This window comes from Methylobacterium trifolii (assembly GCF_022179685.1).
Taxonomy (GTDB): Bacteria; Pseudomonadota; Alphaproteobacteria; order Rhizobiales; family Beijerinckiaceae; genus Methylobacterium; species Methylobacterium trifolii.
The window spans coordinates 1-17,719 of sequence record NZ_BPRB01000032.1 but is presented as its reverse complement, the minus strand read 5'-3'; the positions used below and the strand labels follow the sequence as shown (position 1 = coordinate 17,719).

The following is a 17,719-nucleotide window of genomic DNA, read 5'->3' as shown; positions in this document are numbered from 1 at the left end:
GCGCGGCGGCATGTCCTGGTGGCGGGCGGCATCGGCGTGACGCCTCTCCTCGCCATGGCACGCACACTGTCGGCTCAAGGTGCCGATTTCGAGTTCCATCTCTGCGCGCGCTCCATGATCCATGCGCCGCTTCTCGCAGACCTGCGCACCGTCTGTGGGCCCCGCCTGCACGACTGGTTCTCCGAGGAAGGCCGGCGCTTCGATCCGGCGCTCCTGCGCGGCCCTGACCCGAGCACCAACGTCTACGCCTGCGGCCCTCAGCGTCTCACCGAGGCCGTGCAGGCGGCGCTCGCCGCGAACGGCTGGCCGCCGGAGCGGGTCCATGTCGAGCACTTCGCCGCCGTCTTGGACGAGAACTTCAAGCCGGAACCGTTCGACGCGCGGATCGCCTCTACAGGCGCGGTGCTCCACGTGCCTGCGGACCGTTCGCTCCTCGACGTGCTGCGCGACCACGGCTTCTCCCAGCCCTCCTCGTGCGAACTCGGGGTCTGCGGTGCCTGCGAATGCGGCTACCGCGACGGCACGGTAATCCACCGCGATGCAGTGCTCCCGATCGGGAAGCGCCAGGATCGGATGACCCCGTGCGTCTCGCGCGCACGGGTCGGTGTGACCCTCGACCTCTGATCCGCTCGGTCGCGACGGATCGGCAGTTGGACGCCGGTGATGCCGACGGATCGGAAGAGGTGGCGCGCCGTGATGTCGAGACATTCCGCGAGATGACAAAGCAGAAGGTCGTCCACATCCGAGCGGCGTAGCATAGGGCTTAAGCGTAGGGCGCAAGTCAGCGGGAGGGGGTCTTCTGAGGCATCGGTGCCGGGATGTCGCCAAAGCCCGCTTGCGCCAAAATTGCACATCGCACGTCGGCCACGGCATCGGCGAAGGTCGGACCCAGTTTCGAATATCGCGCGGTGGTCGCGGTTCGGCGTCGGTAGCGGCTCGTAAGCCGCGCAGCCAGCTGAGTGACAATGGAGAATAGCGCGAGCAGGCAGGGGGGTGTTGCAGGCGATTGCCCGGTTGGACCACTGCCGTTGGTTCTAGACGCCGAGATGAATGCGCACTCCTGAAGGTGACCACGACGTTCCGCCGACGCATGAGCCACGCTACGATCACGAGGTCGCACCTCGGCAGCCAGCGGCGCGTTTGCAGGGCAAAGTTGGCTGCCGACGTCGAGCATCGACATGTGCCGACGACCCTGCTCGCGGGAGGCGCGTTCGCCCGGGCGGGTTCGGCTCGGGATCAGCCAGTCGTCGGCCCGCAGCCCCCGAAGGTTAAGCCAAGCCGCAAGCACCTTTCGGATGGCCTCGTTAAGCTCGAAGGGCAGTAATCGGCCGCCTTTCTGATTGATGAATATCATGCGCAGGCGGACGCCGTCGTTTAAGTGGACCTTTGAAAGCTCGAGATCGGTCAACCGGGAGAGCGATTCCGCGTCGTCACCTCGAACAGCGCTTGTAATCGGCGCCGTCGTATTCGATTGCTCCATCTCCCTTTACGAGCAGCTTGAGGGTGCGCCGCTTTCTTGGGCCTTCGAGGGGCTTGCAGACGCCCGTGAGTGAGTAGGCATTCGGGCCAGTCTGCTTCACGCCAGTGATCTCACAGCCCCCTTGACCACCCTCGCCAGTGCTCGATCCCTCGAACGCGACGTAGCCGCCTTCATTCCCTTCCTTTGCAGCTTTGCAATCATCCGCGTCAATCCCGTAGATACCCGAGATCGGAAGGTCGACTGCTAAAGCAGAAGAAGATCCTGCACACAGAGCAATGAGCCCGATAATCGTAGCCGTTCGCATCTGAGAACTATGGCAGCCCTATCATGCTTGTTCAATCCGCTTTGGGCCTAAGATTGTCGTCATGATCGTGCACTGCGGCGTGACGCCAACGACCGAGCGGTCTGCTTCGGCACTGCGCCATGAGCGGAAGTCGGCTGCCCGTCTGGAAGCGGACATGCTGCTTACGACGCAACGCAGTCGTTCATGAGCGTCCGTGCGGCTCCCGTAAGCAGACGTATGTTTCGCCCTCACTTGGGGAGTTGCGCGCCCAAACCGCTCATTCGATTTGTCGGGCTTTCTGCGCCGGAAGCAGACACTAAGCTTGGAAGCCCCCGGTGAACGGTTGAATCGTGCGCTCGCTCACCGTGGCGACCCGAAGCGGCTCCTTGCGCCCGCGCAAGGGACGGGAGCCGAGATCCGACACTAGGAACTCGATGGGCATTTGACCAAGGCGGTCGAGAAGATCGCCCGAGACTAGGACGTCGACGCCGAGTTCCTTGGCCAACCCTTCGAGTCGGCTCGTCGTATTCAGCGCGTCTCCAAAATGAGCGATCTTGCGGCGTTCAAGCCCGATTTCAGCCGTCACGACAGGGCCGCAATGGAGCGCAGCCCGGAAGGTGGGGACTTCGCCGAAGCGCGCGATCCACTGTTCGGAATCGTCTTTGATCACCCGTGCAAAATCGAAAAGGCAACGCAGGCAGGCAGCGTCCTGCGTGCCCCGCTCCATCGACCAGCTCACGAGCGCCATGTCTCCCACGTAATCATCGATGGAACCGCGCGACCTGTGGACCGGTCCGGCGAGTGCGCTGAAGATCGCTCCCAACCAGCGTTGAGCGGCGAGGTCGCCATGTTCTTCCGCGAAGCGGGTCGACCCCGTTACATCGAGGAACATGAAGATGCGTTCCTCCGTGATCGGGCGGTGGTAGCGTCCGATCAGCAAGCTCGCGAAGACGCGCGGTCCCATCAGATCGCGGACACGGAAGACGAAAGTCGCGAGCGCGGATATCCCAAGCGCATAGGCGAATCCCGATTCCGACATCATCATGGCGGCACGAGCGTCCGGCATGTAGCCGAACCCGTGGTTCAGGATGGTTCCGGCCGCTGCGTTCCCAACCGCGATGGTGGCAACATAGGTGGCAACGGTAGCGACCATGAAGATGGGGGTGGCGGCGCGGCGGATGAGGTCGCGCCAACCGCGCAGAAGCAGGCCTCGCTCATAGAGCAGGACCGGGAAGCCGATGAACGCGCCGCGAACCGCGGAAACGAACAGTTCGGCGTCGAACGCCATACTGTAAAGCAGGCCCGCCACCAGTCCGATGATGGGTGCCAGGATCCAGAAGCCGGCGCGCGTGGCATGCATGAATCGGTTCAGGGATCAGACCCGCGTTTCGCACCAACTCGACCAATCGGTGCTCGGCCGTCTAATGCGAGTACGGTGTAAAGACCAAGTCCGACCCGGGTGACAAGTCGCGCAGCTTTGTGTGGCAGGCGAAGCATGACTGCGTGAGTGAGACATTCTTGTTGGCGACACCGGCATCGAACTGCCCGTAGCCCCAACCTCCCGTGTCGGCGTAGCGCTTCGAATCCTTGATGCTGATCTGCACGTTCGTCGGCGCGCCAGCCACGAAGGATTGGGGAGCCGGGAAGACGGCGTCGTTGCGGGGCGAGGGTTCGTAGCGCCAAGCCAGCCGGGCGATGACAGCGCCATCCGGAAAAGGGCGGGTCCCGTCTCGGAAGGCCTTGAGTGCGATCTCGTTGCCCAGGATCGCCCGTATGTCGTTGTTGGCTCCGTTCTCCTGCGCGACGCTCACGAGCTTCCAGTCGCGATAGCCCTCAGGCAACCTGACACCATAGATCGGCGACGCGTCGTCGGGTTGCGCACGGGCCGTTACCAGGGCCGCGACACCGACCGTGACTGAGGTCAGCGCGGCCGCGCAGGCAAGCACGGTCCTCATCGAGTATTCTCCCTTAAGAGCGTAGCGGATCATCGGAGGGCGAAGTCCCTCAGCCTGAGAACTTATCGACCGCGACGATCGCCTGGACGAACGCGTCCGGAGCCTCCTGCGGCAGGTTGTGACCAACGCCGCCCGTGATCGTGCGGTGCTCGTAGCGTCCGGCGAACTTGCTGGCATATGCCGACGGGGCAGGGTGCGGCGCGCCGTTGGCGTCGCCCTCCATCGTGATCGTTGGCACAGCGATATTCGGGAACGCTGCCAGCTTCCGCTCGATCTCGTCGTAGCGGGCTTCGCCTTGAGCAAGTCCAAGCCGCCAGCGGTAGTTGTGGATCGAAACTGCCACATGGTCGGGATTGTCGAAGGCCGGCGCGGAGCGCGCGAAGGTTGCGTCGTCGAATTTCCACTGCGGAGAAGCCAACTCCCAGATCAACCGAACGAAGTCGCGGGTGTTGCGCGCGTAGCCTTCGCGACCCCGCTCGGTCGCGAAGTAGAACTGGTACCACCACTGCAGTTCGGCCTTCGGCGGCAGCGGCATCGCGTTCGCGGCCTGGCTCCCGATCAGGTAACCGCTGACGGAGACGAGACCTGTGCAGCGCTCGGGCCAGAGCGCGGCGAGGATGCAGGCCGTCCGCGCACCCCAATCGTATCCGCCGACGAGCGCCTTCTGAACCTTGAGGGCGTCCAGGAAGGCAAGAGCATCCACCGCCAGCGCGGCCTGCTGCCCATTGCGCATCGTCGCATCCGACAGGAAGCGGGTCGCGCCGTAGCCGCGCAGGGAGGGGATCAGCACGCGGTAGCCCGCTTTGGCGAGCGCGGGGGCCACGTCCGCGTAGCTGTCGATGTCGTAGGGCCAGCCGTGCAGTAGGAGGACCGGCTTGCCATCCTCCGGGCCGGCCTCGGCATAGGCGACATCGAGGTGGCCCGCCGCGATCCGCTTCAGCGCGCCGAACGACGCATGAGACCCAGGGGCCGCCATTTGGGACGGGTTGCCGGGGCTTGCCCTCTGCGCGGCGGCTGGGGCGATCTCGGCGGTCAGGCCGACGGCGAGGCCGGCGACGGCACGTGCGAGCATCTGGCGTCGATCGGGTCCTGGTGCTTGGGTCATCTCATCACCTTGTTGTCGATGAATGTCGTGTTCTTCAGTGCCGCGACGCGATGGCGGTCAGACGACGACCAGGACCACGTCGATGTTGCCGCGGGTCACTTTCGAGTACGGGCAGATCTGATGGGCCCGCTCGACGATCTGCTCCGCCAGCGCGAGTTCGAGGCCAGGCACCGCGATGGTCAACCGCGCGCTGAGGTGGAAGCCGTCGCTGTCTTGGTTGAGACCGATCTCCGCATCGATACGCGGCGGCTCCGGGAGTGCGAGGTGGAGCGTGCGGGCGGCGCGCTCCATCGCGCCTTCGAAGCAGGCGGACCAGCCGGCCGCGAAGAGTTGCTCCGGATTGGTCCCGTCACCGGCGCTTCCAGGCCGGGAGAGCTTCAGGTCGAGCCTCCCGTCCGAACTCTGCGCTCTTCCCTCGCGCCCGCCCGCTGTGTGGACATGGGCCGTGTAGAGGCGTTTTGCCGTGTCTGCCATGTTCGATGCTCCCTCGGACTGGTGGCGGCTACGCGCGGAACGAGCGCAAGGCGGCGCGGAGCTCGGTGGCGAACAGCTCCGGCTCCTCCCAGGCGGCGAAATGGCCGCCCTTCGACGCCTTGTTGAAGTAGACGAGACTGCGGTAGGCGCGCTCAGTCCAGCGTCTCGGCGCTCGGTAGATCTCGCCCGGGAAAATCGTCACGGCGGTCGGCAGGTCGATATCGACCGCGTTGAAATTGTTGGCGTTATTCTCCCAGTAGAACCGCGCCGCCGAGGTCGCCGTGTCGGTCAGCCAGTAGAGGGAGATGTCGTCCAGCATCTCGTCGACGGTGAGAGCCCGCTCGGGCGCGCCGCCCGGATAGGTCCAGGCCGCGAACTTCTCGTAGAAGAAGGCGGCGAGGCCGCTCGGCGAGTCAGAGAGACTGTAGCCGAGCGTCTGCGGCTTCGTCGTCATCATCGCCGCGTAGGCGCCTCCCGTCCGGTAGAACGACTCCAGCTGGTCGAAGGCCGCGCGCTCGTCCGGCGGCAGCTCGGCTGGGGCCGGGGCACCGCACCGCAGTAGGTCCGCAATCTCGGGAGGGACGGTCGCCGGCATGTTCACGTGGATGCCGGCCAGCCCGGGCAGCCTGAGACGGGCCATCGCATCGGAGATCACCGATCCGTGGTCTCCACCCTGCGAGACGTAGCGACTGTAGCCGAGCCGTCGCATTAACTCGGCCCAGGCCCGACCGACGCGCTCCGGACCCCATCCGGTCTCCCGCGGCTTGTCGGAGAAGCCGTGGCCGGGGATGGACGGGATGACAAGGTGGAAGGCGTCCTGCGCCGTTCCGCCATGCGCCTCCGGGTCTGTCAGCGGCGCGACCGCCTCCAAGAACTCGGCGACCGATCCAGGCCAGCCGTGGGTGAGAATAAGCGGCAGGGCGTCCGCGTGCTTCGAGCGGACGTGGATGAAGTGGATGCCGAGACCGTCAATGCTGGTGACGAATTGCGGCAGCGCGTTGAGGCGGGCCTCGAAGCGGCGCCAATCGTAGTCGCGCTCCCAGGTGTTGAGCAGATGCTCCAGCCGGTCGCGGGGCACGCCCTGCGACCAGTCGGTCACGGTCTCGCGCTCCGGCAGTCGCCGCATGCGGAGCCTGGCTCGCAGGTCGTCGAGTGCCCTGTCCGGAACGGCGACGCGGAACGGCTGGATGATCTCCGCGTCGGCGACGCTACCCGCCGCTTGTGGCCGTGCGGCAAGATTCGTGCTGCGCCCCATAGCACCAGCGGCCAATACAGCCCCGGCACCGAGCACCCACGTTCGACGATTCGCATCGCCTTCTACAGACATCGTCACGTCTCCGTGCATTGAGCCGACATGAACCGCCGTTCTTGTGCTGATTGTGTGCAATGGAACGGCTATTTGTAATCGGATGTATCGTGCCGGTACGAAGCCGAAGCCCGCTGCCGACGATAGCCTCGGTCCCTCAGAGCGTGAGGCCGCCGTCCATGGTCAGGCTCGCGCCGGTCATGAAGCCGGCCTCGGCGCGGGCGAGGTAAGAGACGAGACCGGCGATCTCGGCAGGTTCGGCGATGCGCTTGAGCGGGCTTCGCTCGGAAAGCGTATCGATAAAGCCGGCGCTCAAGTCCGTGCGTGTCGGCCCAGGCTGAACGTTGTTGACGGTAATCTTCCGTGGCGCGAGATCGCGGGCCAGACCTTTGGCCATCGCTGCAACCGCGGCCTTAGTAAACTGGTACACGCTCGATCCGGCAAAGCCAGTCCATTCAGCCGAGCAGCTTCCGATCGTAACCACGCGACCGCCATCGGACACATGCGGAAGGGCCGCCTGAACCGCTAAGAACACGCCCCGAATGTTGACGTCGATCATCAGGTTTAGATCGTCGAGGGAGACGGCGTCGACCGTGCCAAGTTTGAGTATGCCGGCATTGACGACAACGAGTCCAATCGAGCCGAGGCGCTCGCCGGCCGCGTCCGCCGCAGTACGGATCGCGGCGGGGTCGGCGCTGTCGGCCTGGATGGCGGTGGCCCGGCCGCCTCTCGCCTCAAGGGCACTGGCTAGGTCCCGTGCAGTGTCCGCGCGCGACGCGAAGGTGAAGGCGACCGCGTAGCCGTCTTCGACGAGGCGCGACACGATCGCGGCGCCGATGCCGCGCGATCCCCCATACACGAGGGCTGTTTTGGGAGCGTCGCCTACCGCCGTGATCATCGCAGATCCTTTATGGAACGATCAGTCAATTTAGGTTCAAATGAAAGCTGGGTGCTAGTACAGAGCGCGCAGCGCCGTACGGCCCAGCGCCTCAAGCCTGACCGCGTCGGCTCCGCCCCGCGCGGCGACCCGGATGCCCGCGAAGGCGGCGAACAAGAAGTCGACCACCTCCCCGGGCTGCAAATCCATGGTGACGTCGCCGTCAGCCTGCGCCTCGCGGACGCGCTCGACGATCGCGGCGCGCAGCACCCGGTCTGCGGCCGCGTTGATCTTCGCGATCTCCGGCTTCGAACTGCCGAATTCGCAGATCGCGCCAACGCCGAGGCAGGCGCTGCGCGCCGTCTCCACGACCCGCTCCATCATCGCGCGGAGCCCATCGACGGCTCGGGTCTGCCCCCGGAGGCTCGCGACGTGCGCATTCCCTTCCAGCACGTTGTAGCGCTGCAGTGCCGCCTGGTAGAGGCGCCACTTGTCGCCGAACGTGTCGTAGAGGCTCTGGCGGCCGATCCCCATAGCTCCCACGAGCATGTCGGCCGAGGTACCCTCGAAGCCGTGCTCGCGGAACACGCTGATGGCCGCATCGAGTGCGACCTCCGCGTCAAAGGCTTTCGTCCTCGCCATGGCGTCCTTTAAGCGATCTTGGAACGATCAGTCAAGATAGCTTAGGCGCTCTCTATCAGCCTAGCGTCCGGTAGGGTAACGGTGGCCTCCAGGCCACCGCCATGGCAGTTGCGGAGTGACAGCGTGCCGCCAAGCGCTGCTGCGAGCTCGTCCGCGATGGAGAGTCCGAGCCCGGTCCCGCCCGTCTCCCGGTTGCGGGAGCCTTCCAGCCGGACGAAGGGAAGCAGGACGTTGTCGAGTTGGTCCGCCGGGATACCCGGACCGCGATCCCTGACTTTGATCGCGATGCCACTCACCGTCGTCGCGGCGGAGAGCTCGGCCGCGCCGGCATAGCGGAGCGCGTTGTCGATCAGGTTCGTGAGGATGCGGCGCAGTGCCTTCGGTCGCGTCAGGGCCGTGACCTCCGGCAGGTGGGCCACGACCACTTCCCTGCCGGTGTCCTGGTAGTCGAAGGCGATGCTTTCGAGGAAGGCGCCCAGGTCGAGCCGGACCTGCTCCTCGATCGCGTCGTGCCCGCTGCGGGCATACGCGATCCCCTCGCGCACGAGCGCCTGGATGGTGTCGAGGTCGCGGAGAAGCACCTCTTGTTCCATTCCAGCCGGGCCGGTCTCTACTCGGAGCCGCATGCGGGTGATCGGCGTTTGGATGTCGTGGGAGATCGCCGCCAAGATGCGGACGCGCTCATCCAAATGGCCCGCAATGCGCTCCTGCATGGCGTTGAAGGCCTTGCCGGCCTGCACCACCTCCACCGGTCCCTCGTCCGGGAAGCGCGGAGCGAGCCGGCCGGGCACCAGGTCCTCGGCCGCGCGGGCGAAGCGCGACAGCGGCGCCACGGCGAGGCGGACGGCCAGCCAGGCGCAGCCGAGGACCAGCGCGAGCTGTCCGGCGAGCACGAGAGGCAGCCAGGACGCGATCGGCCGCGCCGCCGGGCGGACATCGATCGTCAGGGCCGCACCATCCGACAGGACGAGATGCCCTTGAAGGCGCTCGCCATCGCCCGGCACGGCATCGAATCGAGCGGCGAAGCGCGGGTCCAGCGCGACCCGGAGCTGGTTCGCGATGGCCCGCAGGCGTGGCGAGAGCTCCTCCTCGCCACGGAGCCCCGCACCGAGCTCGAACCGATAGGTTGGCCGGTCGAGCATGGGCAGCCACCGCAAGCGCTCGTCCGCGGGGACGCTGTTTAAGAGGGCCACCGCTACCCCGACGTCGCGTTGTAGGGTCGTGAGCATCACGACCCGGGCCGATTGGTCCCGCTCCACCACCATGGTGCCGAACGAGAGTGCCTGTGCGACGAGAAGGCCTGCGGACAGGATCAGGAAGAGACGGCCCCGTAGGCTGCGCGGCCAGATCGGCGCTCTAGCCGTCATCGCTCGCGGGCTTCCGCGATGGTGATCGGCATCGCGAACACGTAGCCTTCGCTCCGCACGGTCTTGATGTAGGCCGGCTCGCGGGCGTCCTCCCGAAGGCGCTGCCGCAGGCGGCTGACGAGGAGGTCGATGGAGCGATCGAAGAGTTCTGCCTCGCGTCCCTGTGTGAGGTTCAGGAGTTGGTCGCGCGAGAGCACGCGCTGCGGATGGTCGAGCAAGACGCGTAGCAGCCGGTACTCCGCGCCGCTGAGCGGCACGACCGTCCCGGCCCCATCGATCAGGTGCCGGGCCGTGGTGTCCAGCTGCCAGGCGCCGAAGGCGAGCAGCCGGCCGGCCTCCGTCACCTGGAGATTGGGCGGCAGCATCCTGGTTCGGCGCAGGATCGACTTGATCCGCGCAAGGAGCTCCCGGGCTGAGAATGGTTTCACCAAGTAGTCGTCCGCGCCCATCTCCAGGCCGACAATCCTGTCAGTCTCGTCGCCCCGCGCCGTCAGCATGAGGACGGGCGTGGTCTTGTGCTTGCCGGCGCGCAACTCGCGACAAAGGACCAGGCCGTCGTCGCCCGGCATCATGATGTCAAGCACCACGAGGTCGACGCGGTCCGCGTCGAGGAAAGCTCGCATCTGCCGGCCGTCCGCGGCGACCGTGACCCGCAGGCCGTTCTTCTTCAGATAGCCCGACAGGAGGTCGCGGATATCCCGGTCGTCGTCGATAATCAGCACGTGGTCGATATGGTCCACCGGCGGCCCTCGGCTCGCTTCTCCGTAGCGCTCCGCCGTTGTGAAACGCGAGCGGTTCTTCGTAACGCAATGTAGCGGCAAGCGGGTGAGCGGAAGCGCGGCGACCAGATCGCTACAGGCCGATACGCTGTGGGCAGTACCCACACACAGTCACGACATGCAGGAGCGGTGAGGAAGGCACCACCGTGGGCACCGACAGGAGCCGCCATGACCCTCTACCTCGCCGCTTTTCTTGCGGGCGTGTTGACCATCCTGAGCCCATGCATCGTTCCGGTGCTGCCCTTCGCGCTGGCGCGGGCGGGGCAGCCTTTCGCGTCGGGCACGCTGGCGTTCCTGTCCGGGCTGGCCGCTTCCTTTGCCGGCGCCGCGTCTCTCGCAGCGGCCTCCGGTGCCTGGGTCGCCGATCTCGGCCAGGCGGGCCGCCTCGCGGCCCTCGTACTGCTGGCGGTCTTCGCCGCGACTCTCCTGTCGCCTCGGCTGTCTGCCTGGCTGCACCGGCCGTTCGTGGGGCTGGGGGAGCGGCTGTCCGCGTCCGCGCGGACGACGGGCGGCGTCCTTGGCTCAGTGTGCCTCGGCGTCGCCACGGGGCTCCTGTGGACGCCCTGCACCGGACCGATCCTCGGGCTCATCCTGACCGGCGCGGCTCTGAACGGCGCCAGCTGGCAGACGACGGCGCTGCTCGCAAGCTACGCCGCCGGCGCCGCGACGTCGCTCGCGGCCGCGATCCGGTTCGGCACCGCGATCATCGCGGCGATCCGTCCCTATCTTCGGCTCGGAGACCGCCTCCGTCAGGCCGCCGGTGCCGGCATGATCGCCGCCGTGATCGCAATTGCAGCCGGCGTGGACGCGGACCTCTTAGTGCGGCTTTCCTCTGCCGGTACGACCGCGACCGAGGACGCGCTCCTGAAGGCATTCCGCATCGACGCCGCGCGCTCCGAGGCGCTGCCTCCGTCGCGCCGCAGCAGCCTCCCCATACAGGGCCGTCCGCCGAACCTGGACAGCGCCACCCACTGGCTCAACGGCGAGCCGCGAACCTTTGAGCAGCTTCGCGGCACGGTGGTGCTGGTCCACGTCTGGACCTATTCCTGCATCAACTGCATCCGGACCCTGCCCTACTTGCGCGCCTGGGCCGAACGGTACCGGGAGCAGGGACTCGTTGTGATCGGCATCCACGCTCCAGAATTTGCCTTCGAGCGTGACGTCGGGAACGTCTCCGCCGCGATCCGCCGCTTCGCGCTGCCGTATCCCGTTGCCGTGGACAACGAGTTCCGGATCTGGCGGGCGCTGCGCAACTCTTACTGGCCGGCGCTGTATATCGTCGATGCCGAGGGGCGCATCCGGCATCACCAGTTCGGCGAGGACGGCTATGCCGAGTCCGAGTCCGCCATCCAGGAGCTGCTGGCCGAGGCTGGGGGGCACCGTGGTGGCGCCGTGCCGGAGACGAAGCCGCAGGCGATCGGCGCCGAAGTGCCGCCCGACCTCACGCATCTTCGGTCCGGCGAGACCTACCTCGGCACCGACAACGCCCAGGGCTTCGTCTCGCCGGAGGGCCTGTCGGCGGGCCGGACGACCTACACGGCCGGCAGGCCCCGCTTGAACCAGTGGTCCTTGACCGGAGCATGGTCCGTCGAGACTGAATTCGCGCGTCTCGACGCCCCGGCGGGCGGCATCACCTATCGCTTCCGCGCCCGCGACCTCCACTTGGTGCTCGGCCCGGACCCTGACGGCCGACCTGTCCGGTTCACGGTCATGCTCGACGGCAGACCTCCCGGTGCCAACCACGGAACCGACATCGCGCCGGACGGCCGCGGCGCTGTCGAGGAGACACGGCTTTACCAGCTCGTGCGCCAGTCCGACTCTAATTCAGAACGAACCTTCGAGATTTACTTCGACGATCCAGGAGTGAGGGCCTACGCCTTCACGTTCGGCTGAGGTGTTGGCCCATCCCGCTCCTAATCGCTTATTTAATGTTCGCCTACGTCGCTTTAGCTTTGATTACCGTCCTTCCGCTTTGCGCCATAAGCGGAAGTTGGTCGACTGCCTGAAAGCGGACGTTCCGCATCCGACCCAACCCGGTCGTTCAAGATTTCAGGCCCGATACCCGTAAGCAGACGTTTAAACTGGGATTAGCTATGCAGCGCGGAGCCGCGACATTCATGACGTTGATGGTGCCCGCTGGGCGATAGGCGGCCTTGAATGGATCAGATGGCCGGCCGTGCGATATGCCGCAATAGCAAAAATTGCGGCCGTCCCGAGCATCGTGGCATCGAACCCAAGGAACACCGCGTCACCCGTGATCGTAGCCCGCCCACGTGACAGGATGTCGACCGTTGGCACAGCGAGGTAGAGGGCGGTTGTGCAGGTTAGGGCCTCGTACCAACGGCGGGCCTGCGGCCGCAGCAGGGCTGTAAGCGCGATCATGATCCAACCCGCGAAGAAGAACCTGACCTCCCAACCCGACCGACCCACAAGATCAGTCGGCAGGAGCCGGTTGGCGAGGAAATAGCAGGCGATCGCCGCTGGTAGCCCAACGATCGTGCCGACGTTCAGCGCCTCTACACTGCGCAAGCCCTGGGAACGCGCGTCGAAAACCGTGGGCGCCCGTGCCACCGTCCAGAGAATGAGGCCCGTGGCAACCGTGGCGCAGCCCAGAAGACCTGACAGGAAGAAGAGCACGCGCAGAGCCGCATCGGCGAAGTGCGCTTCATGGAGCCCAACCATCACGGCATGGATCTGCGTCGCGGGCCTCGCCGGGAGGGTTCGCGCGCGGACCGTCCCGGTGGCAGCCGCGATGCTGATCTGCGGATGGACATGGGCGAGCCCATGCGGCTCCTCGAAGATCGCCAATACCGTCGCGTTCGCGTCGCGCGGATGGGTGATCGTGACCCGGTCCAATGGCTGCGGCGTCTCTGCCACGACCCGCAGGACGATCGGTCCGAGCGGAGGAAGCGAGGCCGGGCGGCCTGCCGCGTCCTGCGGCGGCAGGATCTGCCCGGACTCGGCGAAGTAGCGCTGGCTGTCGCCGCGATACGCCGTGGTCACGCCCCAGGGCATGTACAGCAGGGCCAGCGTCACCAGCCCGCTGTAGGTAATCATGAGGTGAAACGGCAGCGCCAGCACGCCCGCAACGTTGTGCGCGTCCAGCCATCCGCGCTGCGCCGAGCGGTCTCGGCGGAAGGTGAAGAAGTCCTTTACAATGCGGCGATGGGTAACGATCCCCGAGATCAGCGCGACCAGCATGGTCATTGCGCAGGCGCCGACGAGCCATCGCCCCCAAAGGGGCGGCAAGCTCAGCTCGAAATGGAAGCGGTAGAGGAAATCGCCGCCGCGCGTGTCGCGCACCGCTGCCGGCTCACCGGTCTCAGGGTCCAGGAGGGCATGGCCCGTCGGCGGACCCGGCCGGGAGCGCCAGTACAGCTCGATCACGGGAAACTCGGGTCGCGGCATGCCGATCGACCACCCGGTCGCGTCGCCAGCGTGCTCTGCAAGGTAGCGGGCGCCCAACTCGGCGGCCCGCGCCAGTGCATCCGGGCCGGGCTCTGAGGTCGCGGCGAGTTCGGGGCGCATCCAGCGCGAGATGTCGGTTCGGTAATAGCTCGCTGTTCCGGTGACGAAGACCGCGAACAGCAACCAGCCGACCACCAAGCCCGACCATGTGTGCAGCCACGCCATCGACTGCCGGACGCTGCCCCTCATTAGTGCGATCCGCCTGACGCCCCGGTGCCTACCACCGGTAGCTCAAGCTCGCTAGCACCGTGCGCGGGTTGCCGTAATAGCAGGACCCGAGGGTATCGCAGGTACCAACATAGACCTTGTCGAAAAGGTTCGTGGCGTTGATCGCCAGGGTCGCTCCCGCCCAGGCCGGGTTCAGACGGACGAGGTCGTAGCGCAGCGTCGCGTCGAACAGGGTGTAGGACGGGATGCGGATGGTGTTGGCCAGATCGCCGAAATGATCGCCGAAGAAGCGCACACCGCCGCCAACGGTCAGGCCCAGCAGCGGGCCGGCCGGAACGCTGTAGGTCGCGAAGAGTGCCGTCTGGTTGTAGGGCGTCACAGGGATTCGCGAGCCGATCCGCGGCGCGGTCGGGCCGGTGCCGGTCCGCGTGATACGGGCGTCGAGGTAGCTGTAGGCGGCGGCGATGTCGAAGCCCTCGAAGGCGGTCACCCGCGCCTCTGCCTCGAACCCTTCCGCGCGCACGCCGCCGACCTGGGCCTGGAAGCCGGAGGTGGTGGGCACCAGCACATTCTGCTGGTCGATCGAGAAGCCGGCCAGGGTGAACAGGCTCGCGGTGCCGGGGGGCTGGTACTTGACGCCCCCCTCGATCTGGTCGCCAGTGGTCGGCCGGAACGGCGTCGAGCCGGCGCCGAGCGCGGTCGGCGGGACGATGCCGTTGTAGCCAGTGCCGACCGCGGGCTGGAACAGCGTCGAGTAGCTCACGTAAGGGCTGATTCCGGCGTCGAACTCGTAGAGCAGCCCGGCCCTGTAGGTGAAGGCGTGATCGGTCTGCTCGATGCGCGTGTTGCCGACCTGCTGGAGCGTGGTGCTCGTTACGGTATCGTGGCGCCCGCTCAGAAGCAGCACCCAGCGGTCGAGCCGGATCTGGTCCTGCGCGTACGCACCGATCTGTTCCAGGTTTTGGCGGATGCGGGCCGTGATCGGCGGCAGCGTCTGGAAGCCGCGATAGACCGGGTCGAAGACGTTCAGGCTCGTGGTCAGGGCGTTGCGGGTGGCGAAGCCGAGATCGAAGGTGCGGATATCGAGGCCGAACAGGAACGTGTGCGCAAGCGGACCGGTCACCGCGTTCAGGACTAGTTGGTTGTCCATCGTGAAGGCGTTGACATTGTCGTCGAAGCGTACGGCTCGGCGGGTGACGTTGCGAAAATCCGTGACCGCGCCGGCCGCGTTCGTCGGGAAGCCGAAACCGCGCACTACCGGTAGGTCGACGTTGACGCCGGAGTAGCGCAGGTTCTGCCTGAAGGTGACCGCGTCGTCGAAATGATGCTCGAACTGGTAGCCGATGCCGAACTGCTCGCGGCGGAAATGGTCGTAGCCGGGCTCGCCAAGGAAGGTCGAGCGGCGGATGCGCCCGTTCGGGTTCGGGGTGAGCGTGCCTTGGGACGGCAGGAACTGCAGGGCCTTCGAGTCGTCCTTGATGTAGTAGCCGAGGACCGTAAGCTGCGTCGCCGCATCGGGCCGGAACGTGACACTCGGCGCGATGAAGGCGCGGTCGTCGTTCACGGTATCGACGATCGTGTCCGAGAGCCGGCCCAGACCGACAACGCGATAAAGCACCGTCTTGTCCGGATCGACTGGGCCGGTCACGTCGAAGGCGCCGATGAGACGCCCGTAGCTACCGCCCTGCACCAAAACCTCGCGGTAGGGCACGTCGAGGGGCTTCTTGCTGACGAAATTGACGAGTCCACCAGGCGGGGACTGCCCATAGAGCACGGAGGCCGCGCCCTTGAGCACTTCCACCCGCTCGACCCCGTAGGTCTCGTAGCGCGACCACGCGTAAGTGCCTTTCGGCAATTGCAAGCCGTCGAGATACTCTGGCACGTCGAAGCCGCGCACCTTGATCCAGTCGTAGCGCGGATCGCCGCCAAAGCGCTCGGCCTGCACACCGGCAGTGTAGCGCAGGGCCTCGCTTGGATTCTGTGCGCCGGTCGCCCGGATCTGATCGGCAGTGACGACGCTGATTGACTGCGGCGTTGCGATGAGCGCGGTATCGGTCTTGGTGCCGGTGGCGCTACGCTTGGCCGTAAAGCCGCGCACTGGGCCATTCGCCCGCTCGCCGACAGAACCGCCGACGCCCGGCGGACCGGACGCGGCGCCGCCCGGGGCCCCGACCACCGAGATCTCTTCGAGGGTGACCTGAGCCGGGGCGGGTTGCGCCGCCGCGACCGTGACCATCGATGCGAGAGCGCTCGTGGACACTAGACACAGAGAACTCGCTCGGCAGATGATCTCGGACGTCCACATGAAATTCGAGCCCCGGGCGGCCGCTCGACCGCAGTCCTCAATGCTCCTTCACGGAGTCGTGATGACCGTCATACGCTCCGGTTTCGCCCACAACAATGATTGATACTTACTGGATAAACGCGATTCCGTTCGATCGAATTTAGTGCTGTTCTAAGGTTTCAGATCGATGTCGTTCGCGCGGCGGCCAAGGTGCTTGGCGGCATTCCGAAACGCTTCCTGAACAGGGTCGCGAAGTGCGGTGCGGTATATCCAACGCTCTGGGCGACTTCACCGACGGTCGCCTCGCGGCTGGCGAGCATCCGGTAGGCCGATTGCAGACGTCGCTCCTGAAGGACGGCGTAGGGCGTCATGCCGTAGGCGATCCGGAATGCGCGGTTGAGCTTGGCTGGCGTTAGTCCGACGTTCCGGGCCACTGCGTCGAAGTCCGGCACGGCGTTGAGACGCTCCAAAATCAGCGCACTAGCCGCCTCGACGCGCCCGCGATCCACGATCGTAAGCGCGCGAGTGGGCCCTGTGGGCTCGGCCGGTCCTTCAGCCTCGAACACAAGGGCGAGGAGTTCGAGGGCCTTGGCCGCCTGATACAGGGGCTGTCCCGCCGGGCCCGATGCGGCGAGGATCTGCGATGCAACCGCCTGCACCGTCGCGTCGGCCGGACGCCCCTCGAAAACGAAACCGCGTCCCACGGAGAACCGCGCCATCGCGGGTACGATGGCGCCCAGGTTCGCTTTGGCGTGGTCGGGGTCAACTCGGACGTGGACGCTGCTCAGCGGCTGACTCGCCGTGACAGTCTGGTCTCTATCAAGCTCCCGTTCAGTGAAGCAGACGAGCAGCGCGGGCGCCTCGATTTTGATCGCGGGCAAGTCGGCAACCTGAAAGCTGGTTTGCCCACGAAGGTAGACAACTACGCGCAAGCCCGTACCCACCGGCGCCGTCGTTCGGAATGTCTCCTCAAACGTCATCTCGTTTGTAAAGACGCTCAGCCACCCACCGAGGTGATGCGCGACCGTGTTGGCCGGACGCCGGAAGACGTTGTTGTCTGAATCGGCGAAAGACATATGCCCAACTTGTAGAGCACAATCTGCTTATGGTCGATAATAAGCGCAAATTTTCGAATTATTACAATTCAAATACATAGCGGTCCTGCGGAGAGCAAGCGAACCGTCGCAAAACCACTCACCGTGGCCGTAGAGGGGACCAGCCGGTCTCGACCCAGATCTGCCGTAGAAGTCGCTTCGCCACGATCCAAGAAGCGGTCGTTCATCGGTGAACGGATCCAGGAGTCGCCTGCTGCAACGAGGAGTTTCATTCCTCTGTCCGGTAAGCTCCCAACCCGGGACGTCCGCCTTTCTTAGCGGTCAAGGTTTGCAGGTCCCGCCCTACGACCGTTGGGATGGGCGAATGGCCTCAGTGTCTGTCCGGCGTCATATTGAATGATGCGAGCGGTTTGTGATTCAAGGCAGCCGATGCTGGGAGGCTGCCGATGTGGACGAACGAGAACCGGGCCCGCTAC

The 17,719-nt window shown here is 65.9% G+C and carries 15 protein-coding genes; 2 read left to right on the top strand and 13 right to left on the bottom strand.

The genetic code is table 11. The features are described from left to right. On the top strand, positions 1 to 624 hold a 624-nt coding region (locus COGEMETH_RS02640; protein WP_238181075.1), incomplete at its 5' end, for a PDR/VanB family oxidoreductase. Between the two features lie 157 nt (positions 625 to 781). Here the strand turns inward: COGEMETH_RS02640 and COGEMETH_RS02635 are convergent. From COGEMETH_RS02635 to COGEMETH_RS02590, 10 genes are all read right to left on the bottom strand, one after another. Next, on the bottom strand, positions 782 to 1,408 hold the full coding sequence (locus COGEMETH_RS02635) for a site-specific integrase (protein WP_238181074.1): 627 nt from the start codon (positions 1,406 to 1,408) through the stop codon (positions 782 to 784). Positions 1,409 to 2,079: 671 nt separating this feature from the next. Continuing rightward, on the bottom strand, positions 2,080 to 3,123 hold the full coding sequence (locus COGEMETH_RS02630) for an adenylate/guanylate cyclase domain-containing protein (protein ID WP_238181073.1): 1,044 nt from the start codon (positions 3,121 to 3,123) through the stop codon (positions 2,080 to 2,082). 61 nt (positions 3,124 to 3,184) lie between these two features. Beyond that, a complete protein-coding gene (locus COGEMETH_RS02625) occupies positions 3,185 to 3,718 on the bottom strand; it encodes a cytochrome P460 family protein (protein ID WP_238181072.1) in 534 nt (177 codons plus the stop codon). A gap of 49 nt (positions 3,719 to 3,767) precedes the next feature. Further along, the gene (locus tag COGEMETH_RS02620; protein WP_238181071.1) at positions 3,768 to 4,790 is read right to left on the bottom strand and encodes an alpha/beta fold hydrolase; all 1,023 of its coding nucleotides are present in this window, start codon (positions 4,788 to 4,790) and stop codon (positions 3,768 to 3,770) included. Positions 4,791 to 4,880: 90 nt separating this feature from the next. Next, on the bottom strand, positions 4,881 to 5,297 hold the full coding sequence (locus COGEMETH_RS02615; protein WP_238181070.1) for an organic hydroperoxide resistance protein: 417 nt from the start codon (positions 5,295 to 5,297) through the stop codon (positions 4,881 to 4,883). 28 nt (positions 5,298 to 5,325) lie between these two features. Then, on the bottom strand, positions 5,326 to 6,624 hold the full coding sequence (locus COGEMETH_RS02610; protein ID WP_373875305.1) for an epoxide hydrolase family protein: 1,299 nt from the start codon (positions 6,622 to 6,624) through the stop codon (positions 5,326 to 5,328). A gap of 136 nt (positions 6,625 to 6,760) precedes the next feature. Beyond that, a complete protein-coding gene (locus COGEMETH_RS02605) occupies positions 6,761 to 7,501 on the bottom strand; it encodes an SDR family oxidoreductase (RefSeq protein WP_238181068.1) in 741 nt (246 codons plus the stop codon). 54 nt (positions 7,502 to 7,555) lie between these two features. Then, complete coding sequence (locus COGEMETH_RS02600) at positions 7,556 to 8,122, bottom strand: TetR/AcrR family transcriptional regulator (RefSeq protein ID WP_238181067.1); 567 nt, start codon at positions 8,120 to 8,122, stop codon at positions 7,556 to 7,558. A gap of 41 nt (positions 8,123 to 8,163) precedes the next feature. After that, positions 8,164 to 9,489: an ATP-binding protein gene (locus tag COGEMETH_RS02595; RefSeq protein ID WP_238181066.1), complete on the bottom strand. Its 1,326-nt coding sequence runs from the start codon at positions 9,487 to 9,489 to the stop codon at positions 8,164 to 8,166. Beyond that, complete coding sequence (locus tag COGEMETH_RS02590; protein WP_238181076.1) at positions 9,486 to 10,229, bottom strand: response regulator; 744 nt, start codon at positions 10,227 to 10,229, stop codon at positions 9,486 to 9,488. The genes COGEMETH_RS02595 and COGEMETH_RS02590 overlap by 4 nt, the downstream gene beginning before the upstream one ends. A gap of 207 nt (positions 10,230 to 10,436) precedes the next feature. Here COGEMETH_RS02590 and COGEMETH_RS02585 point away from each other — a divergent pair, with 207 nt between their 5' ends. Further along, positions 10,437 to 12,161 carry a redoxin domain-containing protein gene (locus tag COGEMETH_RS02585; RefSeq protein WP_238181065.1) on the top strand — a complete coding sequence of 575 codons (1,725 nt, stop codon included), beginning with the start codon at positions 10,437 to 10,439 and terminating at the stop codon, positions 12,159 to 12,161. Between the two features lie 222 nt (positions 12,162 to 12,383). On the opposite strand, the gene COGEMETH_RS02580 is transcribed toward COGEMETH_RS02585, so the two are convergent. The 3 genes from COGEMETH_RS02580 to COGEMETH_RS02570 all read right to left on the bottom strand — a co-directional run bounded on the left by COGEMETH_RS02580 (position 12,384) and on the right by COGEMETH_RS02570 (position 17,264). Continuing rightward, complete coding sequence (locus COGEMETH_RS02580; protein WP_238181064.1) at positions 12,384 to 13,925, bottom strand: PepSY-associated TM helix domain-containing protein; 1,542 nt, start codon at positions 13,923 to 13,925, stop codon at positions 12,384 to 12,386. A gap of 28 nt (positions 13,926 to 13,953) precedes the next feature. Continuing rightward, positions 13,954 to 16,140 (bottom strand): TonB-dependent siderophore receptor, encoded by a 2,187-nt coding sequence (locus tag COGEMETH_RS02575; RefSeq protein WP_238181063.1) that lies wholly within the window; start codon positions 16,138 to 16,140, stop codon positions 13,954 to 13,956. Between the two features lie 227 nt (positions 16,141 to 16,367). Next, a complete protein-coding gene (locus tag COGEMETH_RS02570; RefSeq protein WP_238181062.1) occupies positions 16,368 to 17,264 on the bottom strand; it encodes a helix-turn-helix transcriptional regulator in 897 nt (298 codons plus the stop codon). Between the last annotated feature and the right edge of the window lie 455 nt (positions 17,265 to 17,719).

Coding starts and splice junctions, on each gene's coding strand:
- COGEMETH_RS02630 (WP_238181073.1), bottom strand. CDS start 3,123: ATGCATGCCACGCGCGCCGGCTTCTGGATCCTGGCACCCATCATCGGA.
- COGEMETH_RS02625 (WP_238181072.1), bottom strand. CDS start 3,718: ATGAGGACCGTGCTTGCCTGCGCGGCCGCGCTGACCTCAGTCACGGTC.
- COGEMETH_RS02620 (WP_238181071.1), bottom strand. CDS start 4,790: ATGCTCGCACGTGCCGTCGCCGGCCTCGCCGTCGGCCTGACCGCCGAG.
- COGEMETH_RS02615 (WP_238181070.1), bottom strand. CDS start 5,297: ATGGCAGACACGGCAAAACGCCTCTACACGGCCCATGTCCACACAGCG.
- COGEMETH_RS02610 (WP_373875305.1), bottom strand. CDS start 6,624: ATGTCTGTAGAAGGCGATGCGAATCGTCGAACGTGGGTGCTCGGTGCC.
- COGEMETH_RS02605 (WP_238181068.1), bottom strand. CDS start 7,501: ATGATCACGGCGGTAGGCGACGCTCCCAAAACAGCCCTCGTGTATGGG.
- COGEMETH_RS02600 (WP_238181067.1), bottom strand. CDS start 8,122: ATGGCGAGGACGAAAGCCTTTGACGCGGAGGTCGCACTCGATGCGGCC.
- COGEMETH_RS02595 (WP_238181066.1), bottom strand. CDS start 9,489: ATGACGGCTAGAGCGCCGATCTGGCCGCGCAGCCTACGGGGCCGTCTC.
- COGEMETH_RS02585 (WP_238181065.1), top strand. CDS start 10,437: ATGACCCTCTACCTCGCCGCTTTTCTTGCGGGCGTGTTGACCATCCTG.
- COGEMETH_RS02580 (WP_238181064.1), bottom strand. CDS start 13,925: ATGAGGGGCAGCGTCCGGCAGTCGATGGCGTGGCTGCACACATGGTCG.
- COGEMETH_RS02575 (WP_238181063.1), bottom strand. CDS start 16,140: ATGGTCACGGTCGCGGCGGCGCAACCCGCCCCGGCTCAGGTCACCCTC.
- COGEMETH_RS02570 (WP_238181062.1), bottom strand. CDS start 17,264: ATGTCTTTCGCCGATTCAGACAACAACGTCTTCCGGCGTCCGGCCAAC.